The sequence below is a fragment of the Rhizobium sp. TH135 genome (assembly GCF_002855515.1).
GTDB lineage: Bacteria > Pseudomonadota > Alphaproteobacteria > Rhizobiales > Rhizobiaceae > Allorhizobium.
The window spans coordinates 19,087-41,941 of the sequence record NZ_PKRP01000005.1; the positions used below are offsets into that span (position 1 = coordinate 19,087).

At 62.3% G+C, this 22,855-nt stretch carries 23 protein-coding genes and 1 tRNA gene; 9 read left to right on the forward strand and 15 right to left on the reverse strand.

Annotated elements, in window-relative coordinates; all coding sequences use genetic code 11:
- Nucleotides 1-7: 7 nt before the first annotated feature.
- From C0V73_RS15250 to C0V73_RS15270, 5 genes are read right to left on the reverse strand one after another with little or no spacing between them, the layout of a single operon-like run.
- A complete protein-coding gene (locus C0V73_RS15250; RefSeq protein ID WP_102020871.1) occupies nucleotides 8-592 on the reverse strand; it encodes a DUF3291 domain-containing protein in 585 nt (194 codons plus the stop codon).
- Entirely contained in the window at nucleotides 589-1,017 is a 429-nt protein-coding gene (locus C0V73_RS15255) for a DUF1178 family protein (protein ID WP_102020872.1), read from the reverse strand. Before C0V73_RS15255 ends, C0V73_RS15250 begins: the two co-directional genes overlap by 4 nt.
- Nucleotides 1,014-1,871: a carbon-nitrogen hydrolase family protein gene (locus tag C0V73_RS15260; RefSeq protein ID WP_102020873.1), complete on the reverse strand. Its 858-nt coding sequence runs from the start codon at nucleotides 1,869-1,871 to the stop codon at nucleotides 1,014-1,016. The genes C0V73_RS15255 and C0V73_RS15260 overlap by 4 nt, the downstream gene beginning before the upstream one ends.
- Before the next feature lie 11 nt (nucleotides 1,872-1,882).
- Nucleotides 1,883-2,137, reverse strand: coding sequence for a glutaredoxin 3 (gene grxC / locus C0V73_RS15265; protein WP_102020874.1), 255 nt, complete (start codon nucleotides 2,135-2,137; stop codon nucleotides 1,883-1,885).
- Nucleotides 2,138-2,183: 46 nt separating this feature from the next.
- Entirely contained in the window at nucleotides 2,184-2,903 is a 720-nt protein-coding gene (locus tag C0V73_RS15270; RefSeq protein WP_245408011.1) for a ComF family protein, read from the reverse strand.
- A 137-nt stretch (nucleotides 2,904-3,040) separates the two neighbouring features.
- Between C0V73_RS15270 and C0V73_RS15275 the strand changes: the two genes are divergently transcribed.
- Complete coding sequence (locus C0V73_RS15275; protein WP_102020876.1) at nucleotides 3,041-3,925, forward strand: methyltransferase domain-containing protein; 885 nt, start codon at nucleotides 3,041-3,043, stop codon at nucleotides 3,923-3,925.
- Nucleotides 3,926-3,934: 9 nt separating this feature from the next.
- On the opposite strand, the gene C0V73_RS15280 is transcribed toward C0V73_RS15275, so the two are convergent.
- From C0V73_RS15280 to C0V73_RS15305, 6 genes are all read right to left on the reverse strand, one after another.
- Nucleotides 3,935-4,108, reverse strand: a complete 174-nt coding sequence (locus C0V73_RS15280; RefSeq protein WP_102020877.1) for a Flp family type IVb pilin — start codon at nucleotides 4,106-4,108, stop codon at nucleotides 3,935-3,937.
- 58 nt (nucleotides 4,109-4,166) lie between these two features.
- The gene (locus C0V73_RS15285; protein ID WP_102020878.1) at nucleotides 4,167-4,487 is read right to left on the reverse strand and encodes a hypothetical protein; all 321 of its coding nucleotides are present in this window, start codon (nucleotides 4,485-4,487) and stop codon (nucleotides 4,167-4,169) included.
- A 98-nt stretch (nucleotides 4,488-4,585) separates the two neighbouring features.
- Nucleotides 4,586-4,999, reverse strand: coding sequence for an 8-oxo-dGTP diphosphatase MutT (mutT, locus tag C0V73_RS15290; RefSeq protein WP_102020879.1), 414 nt, complete (start codon nucleotides 4,997-4,999; stop codon nucleotides 4,586-4,588).
- Entirely contained in the window at nucleotides 4,996-5,799 is an 804-nt protein-coding gene (locus C0V73_RS15295) for a GNAT family N-acetyltransferase (RefSeq protein WP_102020880.1), read from the reverse strand. The genes mutT and C0V73_RS15295 overlap by 4 nt, the downstream gene beginning before the upstream one ends.
- Nucleotides 5,780-7,021, reverse strand: coding sequence for a bifunctional glutamate N-acetyltransferase/amino-acid acetyltransferase ArgJ (gene argJ / locus C0V73_RS15300; protein ID WP_102020881.1), 1,242 nt, complete (start codon nucleotides 7,019-7,021; stop codon nucleotides 5,780-5,782). The genes C0V73_RS15295 and argJ overlap by 20 nt, the downstream gene beginning before the upstream one ends.
- A gap of 66 nt (nucleotides 7,022-7,087) precedes the next feature.
- Entirely contained in the window at nucleotides 7,088-7,942 is an 855-nt protein-coding gene (locus C0V73_RS15305) for a peptidylprolyl isomerase (protein WP_102020882.1), read from the reverse strand.
- A 245-nt stretch (nucleotides 7,943-8,187) separates the two neighbouring features.
- Here C0V73_RS15305 and secA point away from each other — a divergent pair, with 245 nt between their 5' ends.
- The 4 genes from secA (at nucleotide 8,188) to C0V73_RS15325 (ending at nucleotide 14,923) form a co-directional block, all read left to right on the forward strand.
- Complete coding sequence (gene secA, locus C0V73_RS15310) at nucleotides 8,188-10,884, forward strand: preprotein translocase subunit SecA (RefSeq protein ID WP_102020883.1); 2,697 nt, start codon at nucleotides 8,188-8,190, stop codon at nucleotides 10,882-10,884.
- Between the two features lie 109 nt (nucleotides 10,885-10,993).
- Nucleotides 10,994-12,199, forward strand: a complete 1,206-nt coding sequence (locus tag C0V73_RS15315) for an acyltransferase family protein (RefSeq protein WP_172450191.1) — start codon at nucleotides 10,994-10,996, stop codon at nucleotides 12,197-12,199.
- 61 nt (nucleotides 12,200-12,260) lie between these two features.
- Nucleotides 12,261-13,655 carry a lipopolysaccharide biosynthesis protein gene (locus tag C0V73_RS15320; RefSeq protein ID WP_102020885.1) on the forward strand — a complete coding sequence of 465 codons (1,395 nt, stop codon included), beginning with the start codon at nucleotides 12,261-12,263 and terminating at the stop codon, nucleotides 13,653-13,655.
- A complete protein-coding gene (locus C0V73_RS15325; protein ID WP_102020886.1) occupies nucleotides 13,652-14,923 on the forward strand; it encodes a GNAT family N-acetyltransferase in 1,272 nt (423 codons plus the stop codon). The genes C0V73_RS15320 and C0V73_RS15325 overlap by 4 nt, the downstream gene beginning before the upstream one ends.
- A 37-nt stretch (nucleotides 14,924-14,960) precedes the next feature.
- On the opposite strand, the gene C0V73_RS15330 is transcribed toward C0V73_RS15325, so the two are convergent.
- The 3 genes from C0V73_RS15330 to C0V73_RS15340 all read right to left on the reverse strand — a co-directional run bounded on the left by C0V73_RS15330 (nucleotide 14,961) and on the right by C0V73_RS15340 (nucleotide 19,251).
- Nucleotides 14,961-16,595, reverse strand: a complete 1,635-nt coding sequence (locus C0V73_RS15330) for an AMP-binding protein (protein ID WP_102020887.1) — start codon at nucleotides 16,593-16,595, stop codon at nucleotides 14,961-14,963.
- Nucleotides 16,596-16,785: 190 nt separating this feature from the next.
- Nucleotides 16,786-17,277 (reverse strand): hypothetical protein, encoded by a 492-nt coding sequence (locus C0V73_RS15335; protein ID WP_102020888.1) that lies wholly within the window; start codon nucleotides 17,275-17,277, stop codon nucleotides 16,786-16,788.
- 138 nt (nucleotides 17,278-17,415) lie between these two features.
- On the reverse strand, nucleotides 17,416-19,251 hold the full coding sequence (locus tag C0V73_RS15340; protein ID WP_102020889.1) for a cation:proton antiporter: 1,836 nt from the start codon (nucleotides 19,249-19,251) through the stop codon (nucleotides 17,416-17,418).
- An 84-nt stretch (nucleotides 19,252-19,335) separates the two neighbouring features.
- Here C0V73_RS15340 and C0V73_RS15345 point away from each other — a divergent pair, with 84 nt between their 5' ends.
- The 4 genes from C0V73_RS15345 to C0V73_RS15360 all read left to right on the forward strand — a co-directional run bounded on the left by C0V73_RS15345 (nucleotide 19,336) and on the right by C0V73_RS15360 (nucleotide 22,211).
- Nucleotides 19,336-19,608 carry a helix-turn-helix domain-containing protein gene (locus C0V73_RS15345; RefSeq protein WP_102020890.1) on the forward strand — a complete coding sequence of 91 codons (273 nt, stop codon included), beginning with the start codon at nucleotides 19,336-19,338 and terminating at the stop codon, nucleotides 19,606-19,608.
- Between the two features lie 61 nt (nucleotides 19,609-19,669).
- Nucleotides 19,670-19,754, forward strand: a tRNA-Leu gene (locus tag C0V73_RS15350).
- Nucleotides 19,755-19,942: 188 nt separating this feature from the next.
- Complete coding sequence (locus C0V73_RS15355) at nucleotides 19,943-21,475, forward strand: histidine kinase dimerization/phosphoacceptor domain -containing protein (protein WP_172450192.1); 1,533 nt, start codon at nucleotides 19,943-19,945, stop codon at nucleotides 21,473-21,475.
- Nucleotides 21,476-21,698: 223 nt separating this feature from the next.
- The gene (locus C0V73_RS15360; protein ID WP_102020892.1) at nucleotides 21,699-22,211 is read left to right on the forward strand and encodes a disulfide bond formation protein B; all 513 of its coding nucleotides are present in this window, start codon (nucleotides 21,699-21,701) and stop codon (nucleotides 22,209-22,211) included.
- A gap of 52 nt (nucleotides 22,212-22,263) precedes the next feature.
- Here C0V73_RS15360 and C0V73_RS15365 read toward each other — a convergent pair whose 3' ends face one another.
- Complete coding sequence (locus C0V73_RS15365; RefSeq protein WP_062282563.1) at nucleotides 22,264-22,821, reverse strand: HNH endonuclease; 558 nt, start codon at nucleotides 22,819-22,821, stop codon at nucleotides 22,264-22,266.
- Between the last annotated feature and the right edge of the window lie 34 nt (nucleotides 22,822-22,855).

The following is a 22,855-nucleotide window of genomic DNA, read 5'->3' on the forward strand; positions in this document are numbered from 1 at the left end:
CAATCGTCTAAACGGGCAAGGTCTTGACCACTGCAAGCAGGTCGGCCTGCCCGGTCGCATTTTTTGCCGCAAGCGCCTTCACCCGTGCCCGATCGACGATCAGCGCGCTTCCATCGGGACCAAAGGCGGACTTGAAGCTGAAGGCCTCCGGCGTGGGGCCGTGATCGGCCAACATCTCGAACCGCTTTACGGCCTCCTCCCAGTCTGGTCTCCTGCCAGCAGGCATCCAGAAGAGCACAAGCGGCGGCCATTCCTGCACCATATTCCAGCTGCGAGCGTGCTTGAGGGCGTCTGCATGCACGCCGGTATAGGTAAACGCCATCAGACTCTCGATGTCCTGCCAGAGCGAGAGCGACGACACGCCGGCTCCGTCGCCATGCTCAGCGAGAAAGCGGGGAAAGACGAGAGGACCCCAGCTGCGCGGTCCCGGAACACCCTTGTATCCGGACCTTGCGACAAAACCTGCCGCACGTTCTGCCGCCGCAAAATTCATCGGCTCACGTAGGACGAAGCCCCGCACCGCAGCACTATCGGAGGCGTCGACATGGATGCCGAAATTGTAGATCGCAAGGTGATGGGAACCGACGCTCAATTCACATCGTCAGGCAGGACCGGCAAAGGCGCGATCTCGATGCCTTCCTCGATCAGCGACTTCACCTCGACGGGCGAAGCCTGGCCGATAATGCCGCGGGCTTCCGCCTCGCCGTAATGGATCTTGCGGGCTTCCTCGGGAAATTTCTCGCCCACATCCTCGCTGCTCGCGCGGATCTCGCGGATCGCTTCCTTGAGCTTCACGAAGGCCTGCTTCTGCACCTCCGAGACCGCCAACGCCTGCGTTTCGTCCTTCTGCCGCGCGGTCGAGACCGCAGGTGCCATCAGGACCTTCGACACCTCGCCAGACCCGCAGATCGGGCAGGTGAGATAACCGGACGCCTTCTGTCGGTCGAATTCGGCGCTCTCCGAGAACCAGCCTTCGAATTCATGGGCCTTCTCGCAGGACAGGGAATAGCGGATCAAACCGTGACGCCTCCCTTAGCAAGAACCGGCGCAATGTCGAGCTGGAAATCGCGGCCATTCTTGAGGTTCGGGATTTTCGCCCGGCAGGCTTTGACCGCTTCGAGATCGATCTCGGCCACCACGACGTCCTCGCCCGCACCGCCGGCAGACGCCAGCACCTTGCCCCAGGGCCCCACGATCATCGAATGCCCGAAAGTCTCACGCCCATCCTCATGCACGCCCGCCTGGGCAGCCGAAATGACATAGGCGCCGTTTTCGATCGCGCGCGCCCGCAGCAGGATCTCCCAATGCGCCTCGCCGGTCTGCTTGGTGAAGGCCGCCGGCGTCGTCAGGATCTCCGCCCCCGCCATGGCCTCGGCCCGGAAGAGATGCGGGAAGCGCACGTCGTAGCAGACGCCAAAGCCGAGCTTGCCGAAGGGAAGATCCGCGACCACGGCCCGTTCGCCGGGGCGATAGACCGCACTCTCGCGCCAGCTCTCGCCATTGTCGAGGTCGACGTCGAACATGTGGATCTTGTCGTAGGACGTGATCTTGTGGCCGTCGGGTCCGAACAGGAAAGCACGGTTGGCAATCTTGCCGTCGGCCAGCTTGATGGCGGTCGAGCCGACATGCAAATGGATGCCGAGCTCCTTGGCAAGCTCCGAAGCCTTTTTGACGATCAGATCGGTTTCCTCGTCACGCAGAACCGCCGCAAGACCCGCACGATCCTTCTGCACGGCACCGGTCATTTCGGGCGTCTGGACATAGATCGCACCGCGACGACGAGCCTCGCGCACCAGCCGCGCCATGCTCTCTGCATTCTTCTCCGGATCGACCCCGGAGCACATCTGGACGGCAGCGGCCTTGAACACCATGGGGTCTGTCCTTAACGAGAAAGAAGGGGATCGAGCTTGCCGGCCCGGTCGAGTGCATGCAGGTCGTCGCAACCCCCGACATGCTGGCTGCCGATGAAGATCTGCGGGAAGGTATTGCGGCCGGACTTCGCGATCATTTCCTCGCGCAGGTCAGGCTTGCCGGTGGCATCATGCTCGACATAGGCGACGCCCTTACCGTCGAGCAGTGCCTTCGCGCTGGCGCAATAGCCGCAGAATTGCCGTGTGTAGATCGTGACGTCAGCCATGGGGTACTCCGCCGGAAAGCATCGGTGGGACAAGGAATTGGACCCCTCATATAGGCCCGGCAAGGGCCCTTGCAAAGGTCAAAATAGTGACATCCGCAGCCCCTGCCTTTTTCAGGGCAGTCGTCGCGGCACTCACCGTCGCCCCAGTGGTGTAGACGTCATCGACCAGAACCAGCCTCTTGCCGAAGACGAGATCCTCGCATCCCTCCGGCACGCTGAAGGCACCACGCACATTGAGCGAGCGCTGGTTTGCCGTCAGCCCCACCTGTTGCTGCGTACGTTTGCGGCGCATAAGCGCCTCAGGCACAAACGGCTTGTCCGATAGCCGCGCCACATGCCGCGCAAGCTCGGCGGACTGGTTGAACATCCGGCGGAATATCCGCATCCGATGCAGCGGCACGGAAAGGATGGCATCCGCCGCCGCGATCTCCGCGGATGCCGCGCGCACCATCCATCCCGCCATCATCGGCGCAAGGTCGACGCGATCCCGGTATTTGAGATCATGCACCAGGTGCCGCGCCACGCCCTCATGCAGCGCAACCGACCGCAGTCGGTCGAAGACAGGCGGATGCGCAATCGCCTGCGGCGACACCATGCCCTCCCCGGGATCATGCGCGAAGGGCAGACCGAGAACAGGGCAATAGGGTTTCTCGATCAGCCGCATCTCGCCCCAGCACCGGGGGCAAAGAGCGTGGTGGCTGGCGACATGGGCATGGCAATGGGCGCAGGCGGGCGGATAGATCAGATGAAAAAGCCCACGCAGCATCGTCGCGGCATGATGCCGGCTGACGGATGCGCTTTTCTGCACTAAATGAGCCCACATGCATCGACTTTACGCCCGTCACGGCGTTCGGCCAATGCCGGAAATCTTGCCGAATTCAGGCCGAAAACCAGGAATACCCCATGAACGAGCTTTTCGACGAAGCCCTGATTGCCCGGAACCGGGAACGGGCGCTCGCCCGCAATGCGGCCGGCAGCGATTTTCTGCTGGAACTGACGGCGCGTGAACTCGCCGACCGCCTGGCCATCGTCGAGCGCCGGTTCGAGAACGCTGTCGAACTCTTCGGCGCAACCGGCCTCACCGCAAGGGCCGCGATGGCAACCGGCAAGATCGAAAGGCTGCAGCGCATCGAAACCCATGCAGGCTTCGGTGAAGCGGACCAGCCTGTCGCGGTCACGAATTTCGAGAGCGTCCCGCTCGAGCCGCAGTCCGTGAACCTCATCCTCTCGCCGCTCTCGCTGCATCTGACCAATGACACGCCCGGCATGCTGATCCAGATGCGCAGGGCGCTGAAGCCGGACGGCCTGCTGCTGGCCGCAATCCCGGGGGCCGGCACGCTGTCCGAATTGCGCGAGGTGCTTCTTGCGGCCGAAACGGAAATCTATGGCGGCGCGAGCCCCCGCGTCGTGCCTTTCGCCGACATCAGGGATATCGGCTCCCTGCTGCAGCGTGCAGGTTTTGCCCTTCCCGTCATCGACGAGGAAAGCTTCACAGTTCGCTACGATCATATCTTTGCGCTGATGCGGGATCTGAAGGCCATGGGCATGGCAAACCCGCTGAAGGGCAGAAGTCGCCGCCCCGTGTCGCGCCGCTTCTTCCTGCGGGCCGCCGAACTCTATGCCGAACGGTTCTCCGACCCGGATGGACGCATCCGCGCCACCTTCTCGATCGTCTTCCTGTCCGGCTGGGCTCCGCACGAGAGCCAGCAAAAGCCGCTCAAGCCGGGATCGGCCAAGATGCGCCTTGCCGACGCTCTCGATCCGACCAAGCGGTCCGATCAGTCCTGACGGCTTAGATTACTTGTTGGCGTTGGTGATGTGGGTTTCCACGGTGTTGAGCGTGCCCAGCAGCGAGCCGGTGAGGGCACCATAGCCGCTAATCAGGGCGACGCTCATGATGGCTGCAATCAGCCCATACTCGATCGCGGTTGCACCACGCAGGTCGGACATCAACTGACGGAAGAGACGCATTCTCGCTCCTGATGGTCTGGACCCGAGATGGTTGCCCCCCGCCCCGGCCACGATTGGGTTAGCAGGCCTGGCCGGAGCCGTAGCCGTCGATGATGCAGACGGAACCCGGAGTTTCCTGAAGCACGCTGCGGCGGATGGTGTATCGCTTGCCGCTATCGTCCTTCGGGATAGACCCGGTGGTCATCATGTCGAACTCGTCCGGCTGGAAAGCCAGGGCCTTGCGATCGGTCTTGGAGGCGAGCATCGGGGTCAGCACGAGCGACAACGCAATCGCCGCCGTGCCAAACAGCAGCGCGATGTTGAGGACCCCAGTCCTGCCCGTCTTGATCGAAGACCGCTCTCTGGACCGTGCGGCCTTCCAGAAATCCTCGTTTACCATATTACGCTCCACACACGTATTCGACGTATGAACAGAGGGTATATTGCGGTGCGGGGTATAAACTTTTGATTAACGACGGCGCTAAAATCAGCGAGGTCTCACAGAAGGTCCTGCAGAACGGGAATGAGCGGCTCGTCCGCCGGCGGCATCGGATAGTCGCGCAGGGCCTTCGCCTTGACCCACTTGATTGCCTGGCCTTCCCGCCCCTGCGGAATGCCCTCATAGCGCCGGCAGATATAAAGCGGCATCAGCAGGTGGAAGGTCTCGTAGGTATGGCTGGCAAAGGTCAGCGGTGCCAGGCAGGCAACCTTGGTCTGAATGCCGAGCTCTTCCTCAAGCTCGCGCACCAGTGTCTCCTCGGGCGTCTCGCCGGCTTCGACCTTGCCACCGGGAAACTCCCAGAGCCCCGCGAGCGACTTGCCCTCGGGGCGCTGCGCAAGCAGGATCCGGTTGTCGGCATCCACAAGCGCACAGGCCGCGACCAGGAGAATAGGCTTCTTTCCCTCGGTCATCGGGAAGCCTTCCGCCAATAGGCATAGCGATAGACTTCCTCGAAGCCCATCTTGCGGTAGAGCTCAAGCGCCTCCGCATTCTCGGCGACCACCTGCAGCCAGGTCGTGCGTGCACCGCGCATGCGTGACCAGCGAAGTGCCGAGCTCAGGATCTCAATGCCGAGCCCCTGCCGCCGGCGATCAGCCCTGACCGCAAGCGACATGATGCCGGCAAGATCATTGTCCTGGACGCAAAGTGCGACCGCAAGCGCGCCCTCGGCGGCATCCTCGATAACGAACAGCCCTGACGGCGGCTTGATGCCGGTGATGACCTCCGCGAGCGCCGGCTTGAGGGCCGGATCGCTGCCATGCACGACGATATCGGCGTCCACATAGCGCCCGACATCCTGCGTCGGCAGATGATCGAGCGTATCGGGGAAGGTCATGCCACCGAGGTCGGCAGTCATCGTCACCACTTCCTCGAAACGCTCCCAGCCCTCGGCCGCGAGGAAGTCGATCAGCGGCTTCGGCGAAAGCGGCGTCTGGCGCACCAGGAGCGGACGCCCGTGTGCCTCGAAGCGCTTTCCGGCCTTCTCGATACGGATCGCGATGTCGCGGCTGTCGGAAGGATCGAGCGGCACGATGCAATTCAGCCGCTTGCCCGGATGCCCACCGGTCAGACGCACCTGCCAGCTTCCGTCATAGACGACGCTGCTGGCCGGCCAGGCCCGGAAACCCACCGCTTCGAGACGCCGGACGAGCGGCAGGTTGGGATCACTCACCATTGCATGCATACAGACGTCAGCTCCGATAGTCGCCATTGATGGCGACATATTCCTTGGTCAGGTCGCAGGTCCACACCGTCGCGGTGCCGGAACCAAGACCGATATCCACGGTAACAGGAATGTCTTCCCGTTCCATCACCGCCGTGGTTGCCTCTTCCGAATAGGACGGATCGCGCTCACCATTGACGGCTACGCGCACATCGCCGAACCAGATCGCCAGACGATCGCGATCGGCCATCTCGCCCGACTTGCCGACCGCCATGACGATACGGCCCCAATTGGCATCCTCGCCGGCAACGGCCGTCTTCACCAGCGGCGAATTGGCAATGGAAAGGGCAATTTTCTTGGCCGCGAGATCGTTCTCGGCACCCTTGACGGTGATCTCCACCATCTTGCGCGCGCCCTCACCATCACGCACGACCTGCAGCGCCAGATCCTTGAGAAGGTCGTTCAGCGCCGCCTTGAAACCCTCAAGCCGTGCATCATCAGCATCTTCGATCTTCGCCTGGCCGTCGGCCGTCGCAGCACCCGTCGCAAACAGCATAAGCGTGTCGGAGGTCGAGGTATCGCTGTCGACCGTGATCGAATTAAAGCTCGGCTCGACGCCTGCAGACAGCAGACCCTGCAGGGCAGCTGGCGCGATATTGGCATCCGTCACCACGAAGGAGAGCATCGTCGCCATGTCAGGCGCGATCATGCCGGCACCCTTGGCAATTCCGTTGATCGTGACCGTGACGCCATCGATCGTGGCGCTGCGCGTCGCGACCTTCGGATAGGTATCCGTAGTCATGATCGCCTTGGCGGCCTCGAACCAGAAGTCACCGGTCGCGTCCTCCGCCATCTGGTCCAGCACGCCGGAAAACTTCGTCGCATCCAGCGGCTCGCCGATGACGCCGGTCGAGGCGAGATAGATCTCGTTTTCACCGCAGCCCAGCGCCTCAGCCGCCGACTTGGCAGTCAGTTCGGTCGCAGCCTTGCCCTTCACGCCCGTAAAGGCATTGGCATTGCCGGAATTGACGACGACGCCGCGCGCCACGCCATGCGCGAGATTCTGTCGGCAAAAATCCACCGGCGCCGAAGGGCACCTCGACTTGGTGAACACACCCGCGACGGACGCCGGCTGATCGAAGGCCATCAACAGCACGTCGGTGCGGTTCTTGTACTTGATACCAGCGGCAGCCGTCGCCATCCGCACTCCACGGATGACAGGCATGTCGGCATAGGTTTTCGGAGCGAGAGGAGAAATGCTGGAAGACATGGAGCGGCCCGTAATGGAAGGCCCGCAAACTGCGGGCCTTGAAAGAAATACTGATGAAGGAGCAGCTTACTGCTGCTGCTCTGCCTTGTTTGCCTCGTCATAGCCTTTGCGGAGCGCTTCGTCGACGATCTCGATCTTCTGCTCGCTCTTGGCCTTCTCGATGATGGCGAGATACTTGTCGCGCATTACGAGCTGGCGCACCTGCTGCTCGACGGCTTCAAAAGCCGGCGGCGGGGCGTCGCGCTTGTCTTCCAGACGAATGACGTGGAAGCCGAACTGCGTCTGGACCGGGGTCTTCGTGTAGGCGCCCTTTTCGAGTGCGAAGGCTGCCTCTTCGAATTCCGGAACCATGCGGCCCTTGGTGAAGTAGCCGAGGTCGCCGCCTTCGGTCTTGTTCGGGTCCGTCGACTTTTCCTTGGCGATTTCGATGAAGTCCTTGCCGGCGTCGAGATCGGTGATGATCTGCTTGGCCTCTTCCTCGGTCTTCACCAGGATGTGACGGGCGCGCACTTCTTCCTGCTTCGGAAGGGCTGCGATTTCCTTTTCGTAACGGGCCTTCACTTCATCTTCGGTGACGGCGTCGACGACGTTCTTCTTGAAGAAGGCGTTGTGCAGTTCGCGCTCGGCGATGAAAGCCATACGGCGCTTGTAGTCTGCATCGTCCTGCAGGCCGGCAGCGGTCGCGTTGGCGGCAAGCAGCTTCACGTCGATGGCGCCGGAAAGGGCTGCGACCTTTTTCTGCTCGTCGGGAAGCTGGGCCAGCTGCGGGTCGAGATTGGCAACTGCCAGATCGAGTTCGGACTGGGTGATCTCCAGATCACCAACCTTGGCGACCACGGTCGCATCCTGCGCGGAAGCCGCGCCATAGAGGGCCGAGAGGGAAACGCAGGCGGCGAGCACGATTTTATTGAGGCGAAGCATGAAAGACCTTTCGGATGGTGAACCGTTTCAAGACCGTTCGAATCGGGCAAAATATTGTCAGATGCCCGGCGATCGAGGGGATTTGCGACTGGCCTGCGCCGTTGACATCATTCGACCCCCCTCTTATCTGTCACGCAACCTCGCGTCCAGAGTAGTTTCAGGACGCATTGTGCCTATTCGACCGCTCTAATGGTGGTCCGAAAGGTACGTCAACGATATGACGAAGGTCAGAAAGGACCATCGATATGGTCAGTCTTGGTGGACTTGCGCGCAAAATCTTCGGCTCGTCGAACGAGCGTCGCGTAAAATCCTATAACCCGCGCGTCGCTCAGATCGCAGCCCTTGAGGAAAAGGTGAAGGCGCTGAGCGATGAACAGCTCGCCGCCAAGACGGCCGAGTTCCGGGCAGAACTGGCCGCCGGCAAGACGCTGGACGACATCCTCGTTCCCGCCTTCGCCGTTGCCCGCGAAGGCGCCCGTCGTGCGCTCGGCATGCGTCCTTTTGACGTACAGCTGATCGGCGCGATGATCCTCAACGACAATTCCATCGCTGAAATGAAGACCGGTGAAGGCAAGACGCTCGTTGCGACGCTCGCCGTCTACCTGAACGCGCTCTCCGGCAAGGGCGTGCACGTCGTCACCGTCAACGACTACCTCGCCCGCCGCGACGCCGCCACCATGGCCAAGATGTATGGCTTCCTCGGCCTCACCACCGGCGTCATCGTCCACGGCCTCTCCGACGACGAGCGCCGCGCGGCCTATGCCTGCGACATCACCTACGCGACGAACAACGAACTCGGCTTCGACTATCTGCGCGACAACATGAAGTATGAGCGCGGCCAGATGGTCCAGCGCGGCCACAACTTCGCGATCGTCGACGAAGTCGACTCGATCTTGGTCGACGAAGCCCGCACGCCGCTGATCATCTCCGGCCCGCTCGACGACCGCTCCGATCTCTACAACACGATCGACGCCTACATCCCGCTGCTGTCGGACGAAGACTACGAAATCGATGAGAAGCAGCGTTCGGCCAACTTCTCCGAAGTCGGCACCGAAAAGCTGGAAAACCTGCTGCGTGCAGCCGGTCTCCTGAAGGGTGAAAGCCTTTACGACGTCGAAAACGTCGCGATCGTCCACCACATCAACAACGCACTGAAGGCCCACAAGCTCTTCCAGCGCGACAAGGACTACATCGTCCGCAACAACGAGATCGTCATCATCGACGAGTTCACCGGCCGCATGATGCCGGGCCGTCGTTACTCGGAAGGCCAGCACCAGGCGCTCGAAGCCAAGGAAAAGGTCCAGATCCAGCCCGAGAACCAGACGCTCGCCTCGATCACCTTCCAGAACTACTTCCGTATGTACAAGAAGCTGGCCGGCATGACCGGTACGGCTGCGACCGAAGCGGAAGAATTCGCCAATATCTACGGCCTCGAAGTGGTCGAAGTCCCGACCAACCTGCCGATCAAGCGTATCGACGAAGACGACGAGGTCTACCGGACCTTCGAGGAAAAGTTCAAGGCGATCATCGAGGAGATCAAGGCCGCCAACGAGCGCAACCAGCCGGTTCTCGTCGGCACCACCTCGATCGAAAAGTCCGAGCTTCTGGCTAACATGCTCAGCCAGTCCGGCTTCAAGGACTTCAAGGTCCTGAACGCCCGCTACCACGAGCAGGAAGCCTATATCGTGTCCCAGGCCGGCGTTCCCGGCGCCGTGACCATCGCCACCAACATGGCGGGCCGCGGTACCGACATTCAGCTCGGCGGCAACCTCGACATGCGCCTCGAGCACGAACTGGCCGAGATGGAGCCGGGTCCGGAGCGTGATGCCAAGGCCGATGCTATCAAGGCTGAAATCGCCGCCCTGAAGCAGAAGGCGCTCGAAGCCGGTGGCCTCTATGTCATCGCCACGGAACGCCACGAAAGCCGCCGTATCGACAACCAGCTGCGCGGTCGTTCCGGCCGTCAGGGCGACCCGGGCCGCTCGAAGTTCTACCTGTCGCTCCAGGACGACCTGATGCGCATCTTCGGCTCCGACCGCATGGACGGCATGCTGACAAAGCTCGGTCTGAAGGACGGCGAAGCCATCGTCCATCCGTGGATCAACAAGGCGCTCGAACGCGCCCAGAAGAAGGTCGAAGCCCGCAACTTCGACATCCGCAAGAACCTCCTGAAGTATGATGACGTCATCAACGACCAGCGCAAGGTGATCTTCGAACAGCGCATCGAGCTGATGGACGCGACCGACGTGTCCGCAACCGTCACCGATATGCGCCACGAAGTCATCGAGACCATGGTCGCCATCCACGTTCCCCCGAACGCCTATGCCGAACAGTGGGATGTCGCCGGCCTCAAGCAGAAGGTCGCGACCACGCTCAACCTCGACCTGCCGGTCGACGTCTGGGCGGCGGAAGAAGGCATCGCGGAAGACGACATCTACAACCGCATCATGGAAGCCGCAGACAAGGCCGCCGCAGACAAGGCCGAGCGCTTCGGCGCCGAGCTGATGGCCTATGTCGAACGCTCCGTCGTTCTGCAGACCATCGACAATCTCTGGCGCGAGCACATCGTCAACCTCGACCACCTGCGCTCGGTCGTCGGTTTCCGCGGCTATGCCCAGCGCGATCCGCTGCAGGAATACAAGGCGGAAGCCTTCGAACTCTTCCAGGCCCTGCTCGCCAACCTGCGCGATGCCGTGACCATGCAGATGTCGCGCGTCGAGCTGGTGCGCGATCCCCCGCCGGCCCCGACCCCGCCGCCGATGGAAGGCCATCACCTCGACGCCACCACCGGCGAGGACGATTTTGCCGAAGGCGCCCAGGTGCCGCCGCAGGATCGCAACCCGCAGGATCCAAAGAGCTGGGGCACGGTCGGTCGCAATGAGCCCTGCCCCTGCGGCTCCGGCAAGAAGTACAAGCACTGCCACGGCGCGCTGGAAGCCTGATCTTTCAGCCTTCAGGCTTGAGGTTTTTTCAACCTTTCGCTGTCAGCCTCCGATGAAAGAGGGGAACCGCGCCACCCGGCCCGGTTCCCCTTTCCTTTGGAGGATCGGGATGTCGGCTGGTGCAGCACGGGAACATCACTGGGATTCGCTGCGCGCATTCCTGATGCTTCTCGGCATCCCCTATCACGCCGCCATGGCCTACAATGCCCGTGTCCTCTGGGACATCCAGTCGCCCGACAAGAGCGAGTTTCTCACCTTCCTGAGTGGCGTCTTCGTCACCTTCCGCATGCCGGCCTTCTTCATCGTCGCCGGCTATTTTGCCGCCATGATGCTGGAGCGAAGAGCTGCAGGTTCCTGGCTGCGCGGCCGCTTCGTGCGGCTCGGCGTCCCCTTCCTGACAGGCCTTGCCCTGCTGGCCCCTTTGCAGATCGCCCTGGTCGACATCAACCAAGCGCTCACCGGCACGATGTCGATGACATCAGCGCTTGATCAGGCGGCCCGGGATGTCACCCATCCTGGCTTCAGCTGGATCATGCATCTCTGGTTCCTGCCGGCACTGCTGGCCTACAGCACCCTTCTCGTCCTCGTCTGGCACCCGCTGCGGCAGCTACCGCTGGCAGGGCTAGTCCAGCGCATTCGCCAGACCACCCTCGCCCATCCCCGCACGGCACTCGCGCTGCTCACGCTCATCGTCATGGCATGGGAGGTTTTCGTCCACCTCGCCCACCAGACCATGCTCGCGCGGGATGGCACCCTGTCCTACCTGCTAGCCCATGGCATCGATCCCTATCTGCGCTATCTCCCCTTCTTCCTGATCGGCGTCGCCTTGAGATCAGTTGCCGAGCTGCGGGGGGCATTCGTCTGGAAAAAGGGTCGGACACTCCCGGCCCTGGCCGTCATCACCGCCATCGCCGCCTCCCTGTTGCGCGGGCGCGATACGACCGGCGTCGAACTCGCCTATAACGCCGTCGATGGTGCGGCTGCCGTCCTCATGAGCCTTGTGGTCATCGGCATCGCCGAGCGCTTCTGGAACCGCCCGGATCCGCGCATCGACCGGATCGTCGATGCCTCCTTCAGCATCTACCTCCTCCATCATCCGATCATCTATGCGCTTGCGACGCTCTTCCTGCTCACCACCTGGCCACCCCTGGTAGAGTTCCTGCTCGTCTGCCTGGTGACCTCGGTGCTGTCCTATGCTGCCCACCGCCTGATCCGCCGCTCGGCGCTGGCGCTTTTCCTCTTCAACGGCGTGCCGATGTCCGGCAAGACCCGGGATGGCGGCCGCCCGCAAGGCAGCATCACCACACTTCGTTAACCCTGATCTGTCATCACTGGAGGCCATACCCGACCCAGCGAGAAGTATTGCGTCCGTACCGATGACTGTTCTGGAAACAGCGGAAAAATGGTTGCCCGCGGGCCCGCGTCTGGTCCGTGCGCTCTTGGCTGACGACGAGACGGCCCGTGCCCAGCGCATGGCTGCCATCGCCTTCGCCATCCGCATCGTCAGTGCCGCCATCGCCTTCCTCTCGCAGATCATCCAGGCCCGCCTGATGGGCGAGTTCGAATACGGCATCTTCGTCTTCGTCTGGGTTCTGGTCGTGCTGGCCGGCAGCTTCTCCTCCCTCGGCTTTCCGACCGCAGTCATCCGTTTCCTGCCGCAATATGATCTCGACCACGCCAAGGCCGAAATCCGCGGGCTGACCTCGACGGCACGCCTCTTTGCCATGACGAGCGCCAGCATCCTCGCCCTGTCAGGCATCTCGGTCCTGCATCTGTTCGTTGATAGCATCGAGCATTATTACCTCGTGCCGCTCTTCCTCGCCGTCTTCGCGCTGCCGATGATCGCGCTCGGCGACGTGCTGGATGGCACCGCGCGCGCCAATCGCTGGGCAGTCCTTGGCCTGAGCCCCACTTACATCATCCGCCCGAGCCTGATTCTCGTCTTCATGCTTCTGGCCGTCTATTGGGGCGCACCGGCTACCGCCGTGACGGCCATGCAGGCAGCCCTCGCCGCCACCTATGTCACGACGCTTGGCCAGTTCCTGCTCGTCGACCGCCGCCTCCTGAACCGCTACGACCGCGGCGCGCGCACGATCGATTTTGCCGCCTGGATCAAGGTCGCCCTGCCGATCTTCCTCATCGAAGGCTTCGGCTTCCTGCTCACCAATTCCGATGTCATCGTCGTCGGCCTCTATCTGCCACCGGACCAAGTCGGCATCTATTTCGCCGCCGCCAAGACCATGGCGCTGGTGCAATTCGTCTTCTTCGCCGTCAAGGCAGGCGCCACCCCGCGCTTCTCCGCCCTGATGGCCGCCGATGATCGCCATGGCCTCGCCGGCTTCGCCGGCACCGCCGCGCGCTGGACATTCTGGCCCTCGCTCGCCGTTGGTGCCGTCGTCCTGATGTTGGGCCAGTTGCTGCTCGGGCTTTTCGGCTCTGCCTTCACCGCAGGCTACGTCCTGATGGTCATCCTCTTTGCCGGCAACATGGCCAAGGCGCTTGTCGGCCCCGCTGAAATGCTGCTCACCATGGCCGGCCGCCAGCAGCTGTGTGTCGCCGTCTATGCCGTCGCCCTCGCCAGCAATATTGCTCTTAACATCACGCTGATCCCCGCCTGGGGTCTCGCAGGCGCCGCCACCGCCACGGCCGCCGCCATGACCATCGAGGCCCTTCTCCTGCATGTCGCGGTCCGCCGCGCGCTCGGCATCGTCGTCTTCGCCTTTGCCGATCCGCATGCCCTGACGCCCCGCACGGAGGCCGTCCGCCCATGACCGAACGCATCTACAACGAGAGCATGAACAGCGACGCCAACCGGTTGGTCGGCAGTCTCGCAGGCGCTCCCGCAGCCCCGATTGCGGAAATGGAAGTGTCCGTCGGTCGCCCGGGTCGTCGTCTCAGCGTCTATCCCGGCCAGATGGGCTATGAACTCCAGGACGAGCTCGAATACCTGACCTACCGCGTGATGGAGGCGAATGTCTTCTTCGCCCCGCGTTTCCTCGCGCCCGCCATGCCGCGCCTTGAAGAGCGTCAGGTCCGCTTTGCCGTCATCCGCGACGAGGACGAGCGCCGCTCGCGCCTGCGCCTGCTCTTCCCCTTCTCGATCGAAAAGCCGGGCTTCTCGGTCGGTCCCTCGATCATTCGCGCCTGGGCAAACCCCTTTGGCCCGCTCGGCACGCCGCTGGTCGATGCCGAAGGTGCCGCCGAGACGATCGACAACCTGCTGGAGGCGCTCGGCCGTCCCGAAGCCCGCCTGCCGAGCCTGCTTGTCATTCCGGACCTTCGCCTTGAAGGCCGCTTCGCACAGCTCGCCCGCGCCGTGGCGCTCGCCCGCGATCTGCCGCTGACGCTCACCAACGAATACCAGCGGCCGATGCTGCAGAGCTTCGACGACGGACCGAACTATCTGCGCGCGGCGCTCAACAAGAACCACCTGCGCGAGATGCGTCGCCAGTTCCGGCTGCTCTCCGAACAGGGATCGGTGACCTACAACGTTGCCCGCCAGCCGGAAGAAATCCGCTTCCGGATGGAGGAATTCCTGGCCCTGGAAGCAAGCGGCTGGAAGGGGCGCAAGCGCTCCGCCATGGTCAACGACCGCCTGCGCGCAGCCTTCGCCCGCGAGGCGATCACCAATCTGGCCGAAGCTGACGCCGTGCGTATTCACACGCTCGACCTTGACGGGCGCGCGATCGCCTCGATGGTCGTCTTCATCATGGCCGGCGAGGCCTACACCTGGAAGACTGCGTTCGACGAGACCTATGCCCGCTTCTCGCCCGGCAAGCTTCTGATGGCCGACCTCACCGAATGGCATCTCGACGACGCCAACATCGTGCGCACCGACAGCTGCGCCGTGCCTGACCATCCGATCATGAGCCGCTTCTGGAAGGAACGCGAAGCCATGGGCACCCTGGTGATCGGCCTCAAATCAAACGCCGACCGCGACGTCCGACAGGTCGGTGCGCAGCTGCATATGTATCGCAACACCCGCAACATCGCCCGCATCCTGCGCGACAAGGTCCTGAACCGCCGCTTCGGCAACTGATCGGCATCCGGACCGACGGGCCTGTCATCCCAACCGATCAGCTGGCCCTGGCAATCTCCTGGTCCCTAAGCAGCCTGCGGATCACCTTGCCGCTCGTTGTCAGCGGCAGCTCCGCCACGAATTCGATCTCGCGCGGATACTCATGCATCGACAACCGGTTCTTCACCCAGTCGCGGATCTCGGCTGCGAGCGCCGGATTGCCGGCGAAACCGTCCTGCAGCACGACGAAGGCCTTGACGATCTCCGTCCTCAGCGTGTCGGGCTTGCCGATGACGGCTGCCAGCCGCACTGCCGGATGGCCAATCAGGCAATCCTCGATCTCGGTCGGGCCGATGCGATAGCCGGAAGAGGTGATCACATCGTCGTCGCGGCCGAAGAACTGCACATAGCCTTCCTCATCCTGCCGACCGAGATCACCCGTCTTCATCCAGTCGCCAACAAACTTGTCCGCCGTCGCCTTGGCGTTATTCCAGTAGCCCAGAAACATCACCGGATCCGGCCGGCGGATGGCCACCTGCCCCGTCTCGCCAACAGGCATTTCCCGACCGTCAGCATCGATGATCGCGACCTCGTGCCCCGGCACTGCCTTGCCGATGAAGCCACCCTTGGTGACGCCGAGATGGGCGGCTGACGACAGCACGAAATTGCACTCCGTCTGCCCATAGAACTCGTTCGGCACGATACCGAGTGCCGACTTCAGCCATTCATAAGTCTCGCGCCCCAGAGACTCCCCCGCAGAGCCGATGCTGCGCAACACGAGGTCGTAAGCCTCACGCGGCTTCTCGACGGCCTTCAGCAGCCGGAGCGCCGTCGGCGGGATGAAGGCATTGCGCACCTTCATCTCGGACATGATCCGGAATGCCATATGCGGATCGAATTTCTGCGCCGGCGAGGAAACCACCGGCACGCCAAGCATCAGCGCCGGCAGAAGCGCGTTCAGCAGTCCTCCTGCCCAGGCCCAGTCAGACGGCGTCCAGACCTTGTCATCAGGCTGCGGCAGGTAGTCATGCGCCAGCTGAAACCCGGGAATATGGCCAGCCAGAACGCGATGACCATGGAGCGCGCCCTTCGGCGGCCCTGTTGTGCCGGACGTATAAATCATCAGTGCCGGCGTATCCGGGCCGCTTTCGGCGATCTCGAAAACATCAGGCCTGCCCTCGATCATCGCATGGAAGCCGATGACATCAGGCCCGGCACCCTCGACCGAAATCACCTTCTGCAGCGCTGGCAGGCGGGCCCGCAGCGTCTTCAGTCTCGCAAGACCAAAACCATTGGTCACGATGACCTTGGCGCCTGCATCGCGGAGCCGGTATTCCAGCGCTTCTTCGCCGAAAAGCAGCGCAAGCGGCAGCGCAATCGCACCCATCTTGTAGATCGCGACATGCGCGATCACAGTCTCGAAGCATTGCGGGAGTAGAAGCGCCACACGATCTCCGGGAACGACACCGAGTTCCGTCAATCCATGCGCAAGCGCCGAGGACTGCGCCGCAAGCGCGCCATAGGTCATCGAGAGATGGTCGCCGTCTGGCGAGAAATGTTGAAGGCAGATGCGCTCGGGCGCCTTGGCGGCCCAGTCGTCGGACACCACCCGCCCGATGTTGAAATCGGCAGGGATCTCCCAACGGAAATCTCGGCGAAGCGCCTCGAAAGTATCGCGCGGCTCAAGCAGCATGGCTGAGTATCCGGATCGTCATGCTGTCTCTGCTAACATTCATCTCGCAGATGCACAATGACGGGCTGAAATCAGCGTAAATCACACGCAAACCTGACGCCTCGCAGGAAGACCGCAGCGGAATGGACGCGACGTCCGGAAAGCGATTTGGTCGGCAGAGCGAGCAAGGCGAACCATGCCGCGCCGAATATCAGCCCTTGTTCTGGGCCGCTTCCGCACGCATCAGCGCAACGAGCGCCTTCAATTCGCCACCCCGAACCATCTGGGCCGGTGTGCGGCCGCCAAAGGCTTCGAGATGCTGGCTACGATACCACTTCTCGGCCGTTTCCTTTGAGCCAAGGCGTTTCATCGCGAGCGCCAGCACGAGTGCCTTGGCATCCGCAGACGAAACCGTTCCCGCCTCGATCGCGGCATCGACGCGAGCGATCTGCGACTGCACCGACTGCTGCTTCAGTTTATGCCGCATGGCGGCCACCTGCGGCGCGACGGGCGCAACGATGTTGACCTTGGCCTTGCCGTCGACGGCAGCGGCCGGGCTCGCAATCACAGGTGCTGCAGCCTTAGCCTTGCGCTTGCCCTTGGCGGCAACGGGCTGGGCCGGCGCCTTCGGCAACAGCGCCGCATCCACGACAACCTGCTTGACGGGCTGGGGAATGCGGATCTTCTTGGCCGAGGTTGTCATGCGTCTTGCTTTCCGTGGATGTGAAATCGCCCCGACGACAGGCCGGGTCGCCCCACACGACTGCGCATGCGGATCGGTCTTTCCCTAGCATTCCGGGAGAGACGCTTCAACACGCTAGGCGATCACCTCCAGCCGTCTTTAGGTTGCCCTTCCACCGGCTGTCGCATCTGGAAGGTCGACACCCGCGGCTTCGCCAAGCGCCACAAGCATGCCCTTCGCGATCTCGCGTTCGCCCATGATTACGGTATCGGCTCCGAGTTTGGTGAGATGCTCGATTTCGGCATCCGTATGGGCCCGGCCCAGAACCAGGAGACCGGGATAGGCCCGCCGGGCCTGATCGACGATGCTGCCCGCCTCGAAACCGTTGGGGATGGCTACCACCAGTCCGCGCGCGCGGTCGAGATTGGCAAGATCCAGCACGGCCTTGCCGGTGGCATTTCCGACAACAACCTCGATACCCTTCTCGACCAGTACCGAGACGCGGCTTTCGGCATCTTCGATCACCAGGAACGGAATCTTGTACGACTGAAGATGCTCGGTGACGATGCTGCCCACCCGACCATAACCGACGACCACCACATGGTCCTCAAGGTCGCTAACGGCCACTTGGCCGGCCTCGCCAGCGGAAGTGAAGCGCGCCGCATCACCATTTGCCTCGTCTCCGGAGGCAATGGAAGCCGCCGCCATGCTTCGCTCGACAGGCCCTTCTGTGGCGGGTGCCCCAGGCCTTTCGGGCCTCACAGTCCGTGCCTCCACCGGCCCGACCAGTCGGTCTGCGAGATAGAACATCAGCGGATTGAGAACGATGGATATGATCGCCCCGGCCAGGATCAGGTCACGCCCCTCTTCCGGCAGCAAGTTCAAACCGACACCAAGTTCGGCAAGGATGAACGAGAATTCGCCGATCTGGGCCAGGCTGGCCGAAATCGTCAGCGCCGTTCCGCCACGGTGGCGGAATGCAATCACGATCGCAAAGGCCGCGATCGATTTGCCGATCAGGATGATGAAGACCGTCGCAAGCAACGGCAGCGGCTCGGTGACGATGATATGCGGATTGAACAGCATCCCGACGGAAACAAAGAACAGGACCGCAAAGGCATCACGCAGCGGCAGGCTTTCCTGGGCCGCCTGATGCGAAAGCTCGCTTTCCGAGAGGATCATGCCGGCAAAAAAGGCACCGAGCGCGAGCGAGACACCGAATAGTTTGGCCGCACCGAACGCGACACCGAGGGCAATCGCCAGCACGCCGAGCCGGAACAATTCGCGCGAACCGCGATGGGCGATGGAGTGCAGAATCCATGGAATGACCCGCCGGCCGACAACAAGCATCAGCGCGACGAACAGGGCGACCTTGAACAATGTCAGCAGGATGATGCCGACGATTCCGACCTCGACGCCAAGCATGGTGGTGATCGCAGCTGCCAGCGGATCGCTGCCATGGCCGGCGTCGCCGACACTGGCGAAGGCCGGGATCAGGACAAGCGCCAGCACCATCGCGAGATCCTCGACGATCAGCCAGCCGACCGCGATTTTGCCGCGCTCGCTCTCAACGAGACGCCGCTCCTGCAACGCCTTCAGAAGAACCACCGTCGAGGCAACCGAAAGCGCGAGGCCGAACACGAATCCGCCGCCGAGCGACCACCCCATGAGTTGCGACAGTCCGAGCCCGAGCAGAGTAGCAAACGCGATCTGAACCACCGCGCCCGGAATTGCTATGGCGCGCACCGAGAGCAGGTCCTTGAGCGAAAAATGCAGACCGACCCCGAACATCAGCAGGATGACGCCGATTTCGGCAAGTTGTGGGGCGAGCGACTGATCGGCCACAAACCCGGGCGTATACGGCCCGACGAGAATGCCGGCAAACAGATATCCCACCAGGGGCGGAAGCTTCAGTCGGTTGGCGATGAAGCCGAAGGCGAAGGCAAGCACGAGGCCCGCCACGATGGTGGAAATCAAAGGAGTGTCGTGCGGCATTCGGCCCCCTCTCTGGATTTATCTGGGATAATTGACTATATATGGCAATAGTAACCAATATGGTCAGATTTTGAGGATCTTCAAGTGCCAAAGGCAAAACTGCTGACGCCGGCGCTATGCCGCGCGGGCCGTGGCTTTCTAGACTGGACGCAGACCGACCTCGCCGAGCGATCCGGCGTCTCTCGCAGCACGATCCGCGACTTCGAGGGCTGCCATCATGACATTCACCGGGCGACCTCCGCCCAGCTCACCCAGGCCTTTGAAGAGGCGGGACTGAAGATCCTCAGGCTGGATGGCATCGGCACAGTGATCGTCGATTCCGGGAGCGACGGGGCTCCACACGAGAAGCAGGATTGATAACCCAGCACCCCTTGCAAGCCCGCCGCGCCCCATGGTAAGTCGCGCTTATCCAGACCGTGCCCCATTGGCGGAACTGGTAGACGCGCTCGACTCAAAATCGAGTTCCGAAAGGAGTGCTGGTTCGATTCCGGCATGGGGCACCATTTCTTCCAGCGAAATCTCTCCGATTTGACGGACTTATGCGGCACGCGTGATTGCCAACCCGCTGTATAAGCAAGTCATTGCTCATCTTGGGTTGATAGGACCTTCAGCATGCCCTACCCTTTATGACTTCAGGGGTAAATTCGCGGCAGGCTCGACGATGAGCCGCACCGCAGGGCCGGGATCATTTATGGAGCGATACGCACCTGGCAAAGCCCAGAAATTCGTCGTCATGGCAATCGTGGTGGCGTGGGCCGGCTTCATCGCGTTGGCGTCCTCCTGGGCATTTCAGTCGTACCACGCGACGGTCAAAGCCGCGGAAGACCGCGTCTCCACGTCCAGCCTTGTCGTCGCAACCCACGCAAAATGGATCTACGAGTTTGGAGCCCAGGCAACGGGGCGGCTCGTTGATTTCGTGGAAAGCGGCCGGGCACCTCCGCAGGTCGGCGAGGTGCAAGACATCCGGGCGGCTCTCCAGGGACTGCCGGGAGCGGTCCAGGCCTATGTGGTCGCCGCCGACGGACGGACGTTGTATTCCACCGACCCCGGTCTGAAGCCAATCGACATCCGGGATCGCGAATACTTCAAGGCGCTCGAGGCCGGCCGTGAGGACTATGTCTCCTCCCTCCTGATCAGCCGCCTCAGCGGCGACCAGATATTCGTCTTCAGCCGTCGGTTCGAAAAGGCAGGGATTTTTGCGGGTGTCGTCACCGTGTCGCTCTCGACAGAGTTGATGAAGCCGATCTGGGAAGCGGTCAATCTCGGTGGAAATTTCGCGGTCAGCTTCATCCGAGATGATGGGCAACTGGTTGCGCGCTACCCCAAGCCCGAAGCCGGTCTCGACATGAGCGGCTATGTCCTGTTTACGGACTATCTCAAGCGTGCGCCGACAGGCACCTATATGGCTGAGGCATCACCGCTCGATGGTGTGCAGCGGATCGTCGGCTACAGAAAGGTGGAAGGCACGCCCTTCGTCGCCGTCGCTGCAGCAGACTTGGATCTGCTCATGAGGCCCTTCTGGCACAACATCGAGATTTTGGTGGTGGTGACCGCCCTTGCCTGCCTCGGATCGATCGGAGCGGCATTTCGCATCAGGAGTCTGCTGCGCATCCAGGATGCTCAGTCAGCTGCACTCCAAAACGCACTGGACAAGAACGAACTTCTGCTGCGGGAAATCCATCACCGGGTGAAGAACAATCTTCAGTCCGTCATGTCCCTGATCCGCATTCATCTGAAGCCGGGAGAGCAGTCGCAGGCGCTGACGGACCGCATCAAGGCCATGGTCGCAGTCCACGAACTGATCTACCAGCACGATGCCTATGCTGCTCTCGATGCCGCCCAACTGGTCCGCCGCGTCACCGAAAACGTGATCGGAGCCTATGGCAGCCGCGTGCAGGTCGACTTCGACCTCGCCCCTTTGTGCGTGTCCAACGACCGGGCGACAGCCCTCGCCCTCCTCGTCAACGAGGTCGTCAGCAACAGTCTCAAATACGCATTCGAGACCCATGAAAACGGCAGAATCGAGATCGGTCTTCACGGGGAAGAGACCGACGACATGGCATCGCTGACGATAGCGGACAACGGCATCGGCTTCGACCCGGCGGCTGCATCGAGGGGCACCGGAACGAAACTCATGGAAGGCTCTCTTCGGCAACTCGACGGCAGCTATACGCTGGATGGCAGCGACGGCACCCGTTTTTCGGCACAGTTGAAGTTGCTTTAGACGACGTCTGACTTGAACCCGACGGGCCAGTTTTCAGCACACCGACCGCAACACCGCTCGAAAATGCGAAAAACCCGTCAAGCTGTTGCCCGATGCGTCATCACGCAGACGTGCGGCCACCGCACAAGCCACCGGTGATTTACACGCCTTGGCAAACGCAATAGAACCCGGCCTGTCCGGCGCTCGTGCCGGCGACGTGGAAATCAGCTGCAGGCCCTATCCGATGCTCGCAATTCTCAATCGCCACCCCGACCGCTCGGCGGCCGTTCTCGTCACCTTCGGCATGGCGATCGTCGTCGGCTCGGCTCTGGGCTTCGAGCATATCGGCGGCTATATCCCTTGCGCACTCTGCCTGATGCAGCGCAATCCGTATTACATCGGCATTGGCGTCGGCTTCCTGGCCGTGCTGTCCGCCGTCTTCCGCCTACCGCCAATCGTCACCAAGGTCCTGCTGATCACGGTCGCGCTCTTGATGATCGTCGGCATGGGCCTTGGCATCTACCATTCCGGTGTCGAGTGGAAGTTCTGGGAGGGTCCCTCGACCTGCACGATCGGCGCAACCGGTGGCGATACGCCCGTCAACGTGTTGGAGGCGCTGAACGCCACCAAGGCGCCGTCCTGCACCGAGGCGACGCTTCGCGTGCTCGGCCTGTCCTTCGCAGGCTGGAACGTGCTGACCAGTGCAGCCCTTGCCGCCATCGCGCTCTGGGGCGCGCTGCGCAAGCCCACCGTCTGAGGAGAGAGCGGCTGCCCGGACAGGCGCCGCCAACGGAGATCAAGCTGCGGCCTTACGGCTGCAGTTCGGTGTCCCAGTAGAGATAGTCCACCCAGCTTTCATGCAGGTAGTTCGGCGGGAAGAGCCGTCCATTGTTGTGCAGGTCCTGCACCGTTGGCCGGTACGGCTTCTGGTGCGGGAACATCTGCGCCTGCTTCGGTAGCTTCGATCCCTTGCGCAGATTGCATGGCGAGCAGGCCGCGACCACGTTCTCCCAGGTCGTCTCGCCGCCATGGGCGCGCGGGATAACGTGGTCGAAGGTCAGATCGTCGGGCGAGCCGCAATACTGGCACTCGAACTTGTCGCGCAGGAAGACATTGAAGCGGGTAAAGGCCGGATTCCGCGTCGGTTGAACATAGGTCTTGAGGCTGACAACGCTCGGCAGCCGCATCGAGAAACTCGGCGAGCAGACGGAGTGTTCATACTCGGCGATGATGTTCACACGGTCGAGGAAGACCGCCTTGATCGCGTCCTGCCAGGACCAGAGCGACAAGGGATAATAACTCAGTGGCCGGTAGTCGGCATTCAGGACGAGCGCCGGCAGGGCCTGGGGAGAAACTGCAATCGTCAAGGCTAACTCCTGATCGATTCGGCATCTGCCCTTC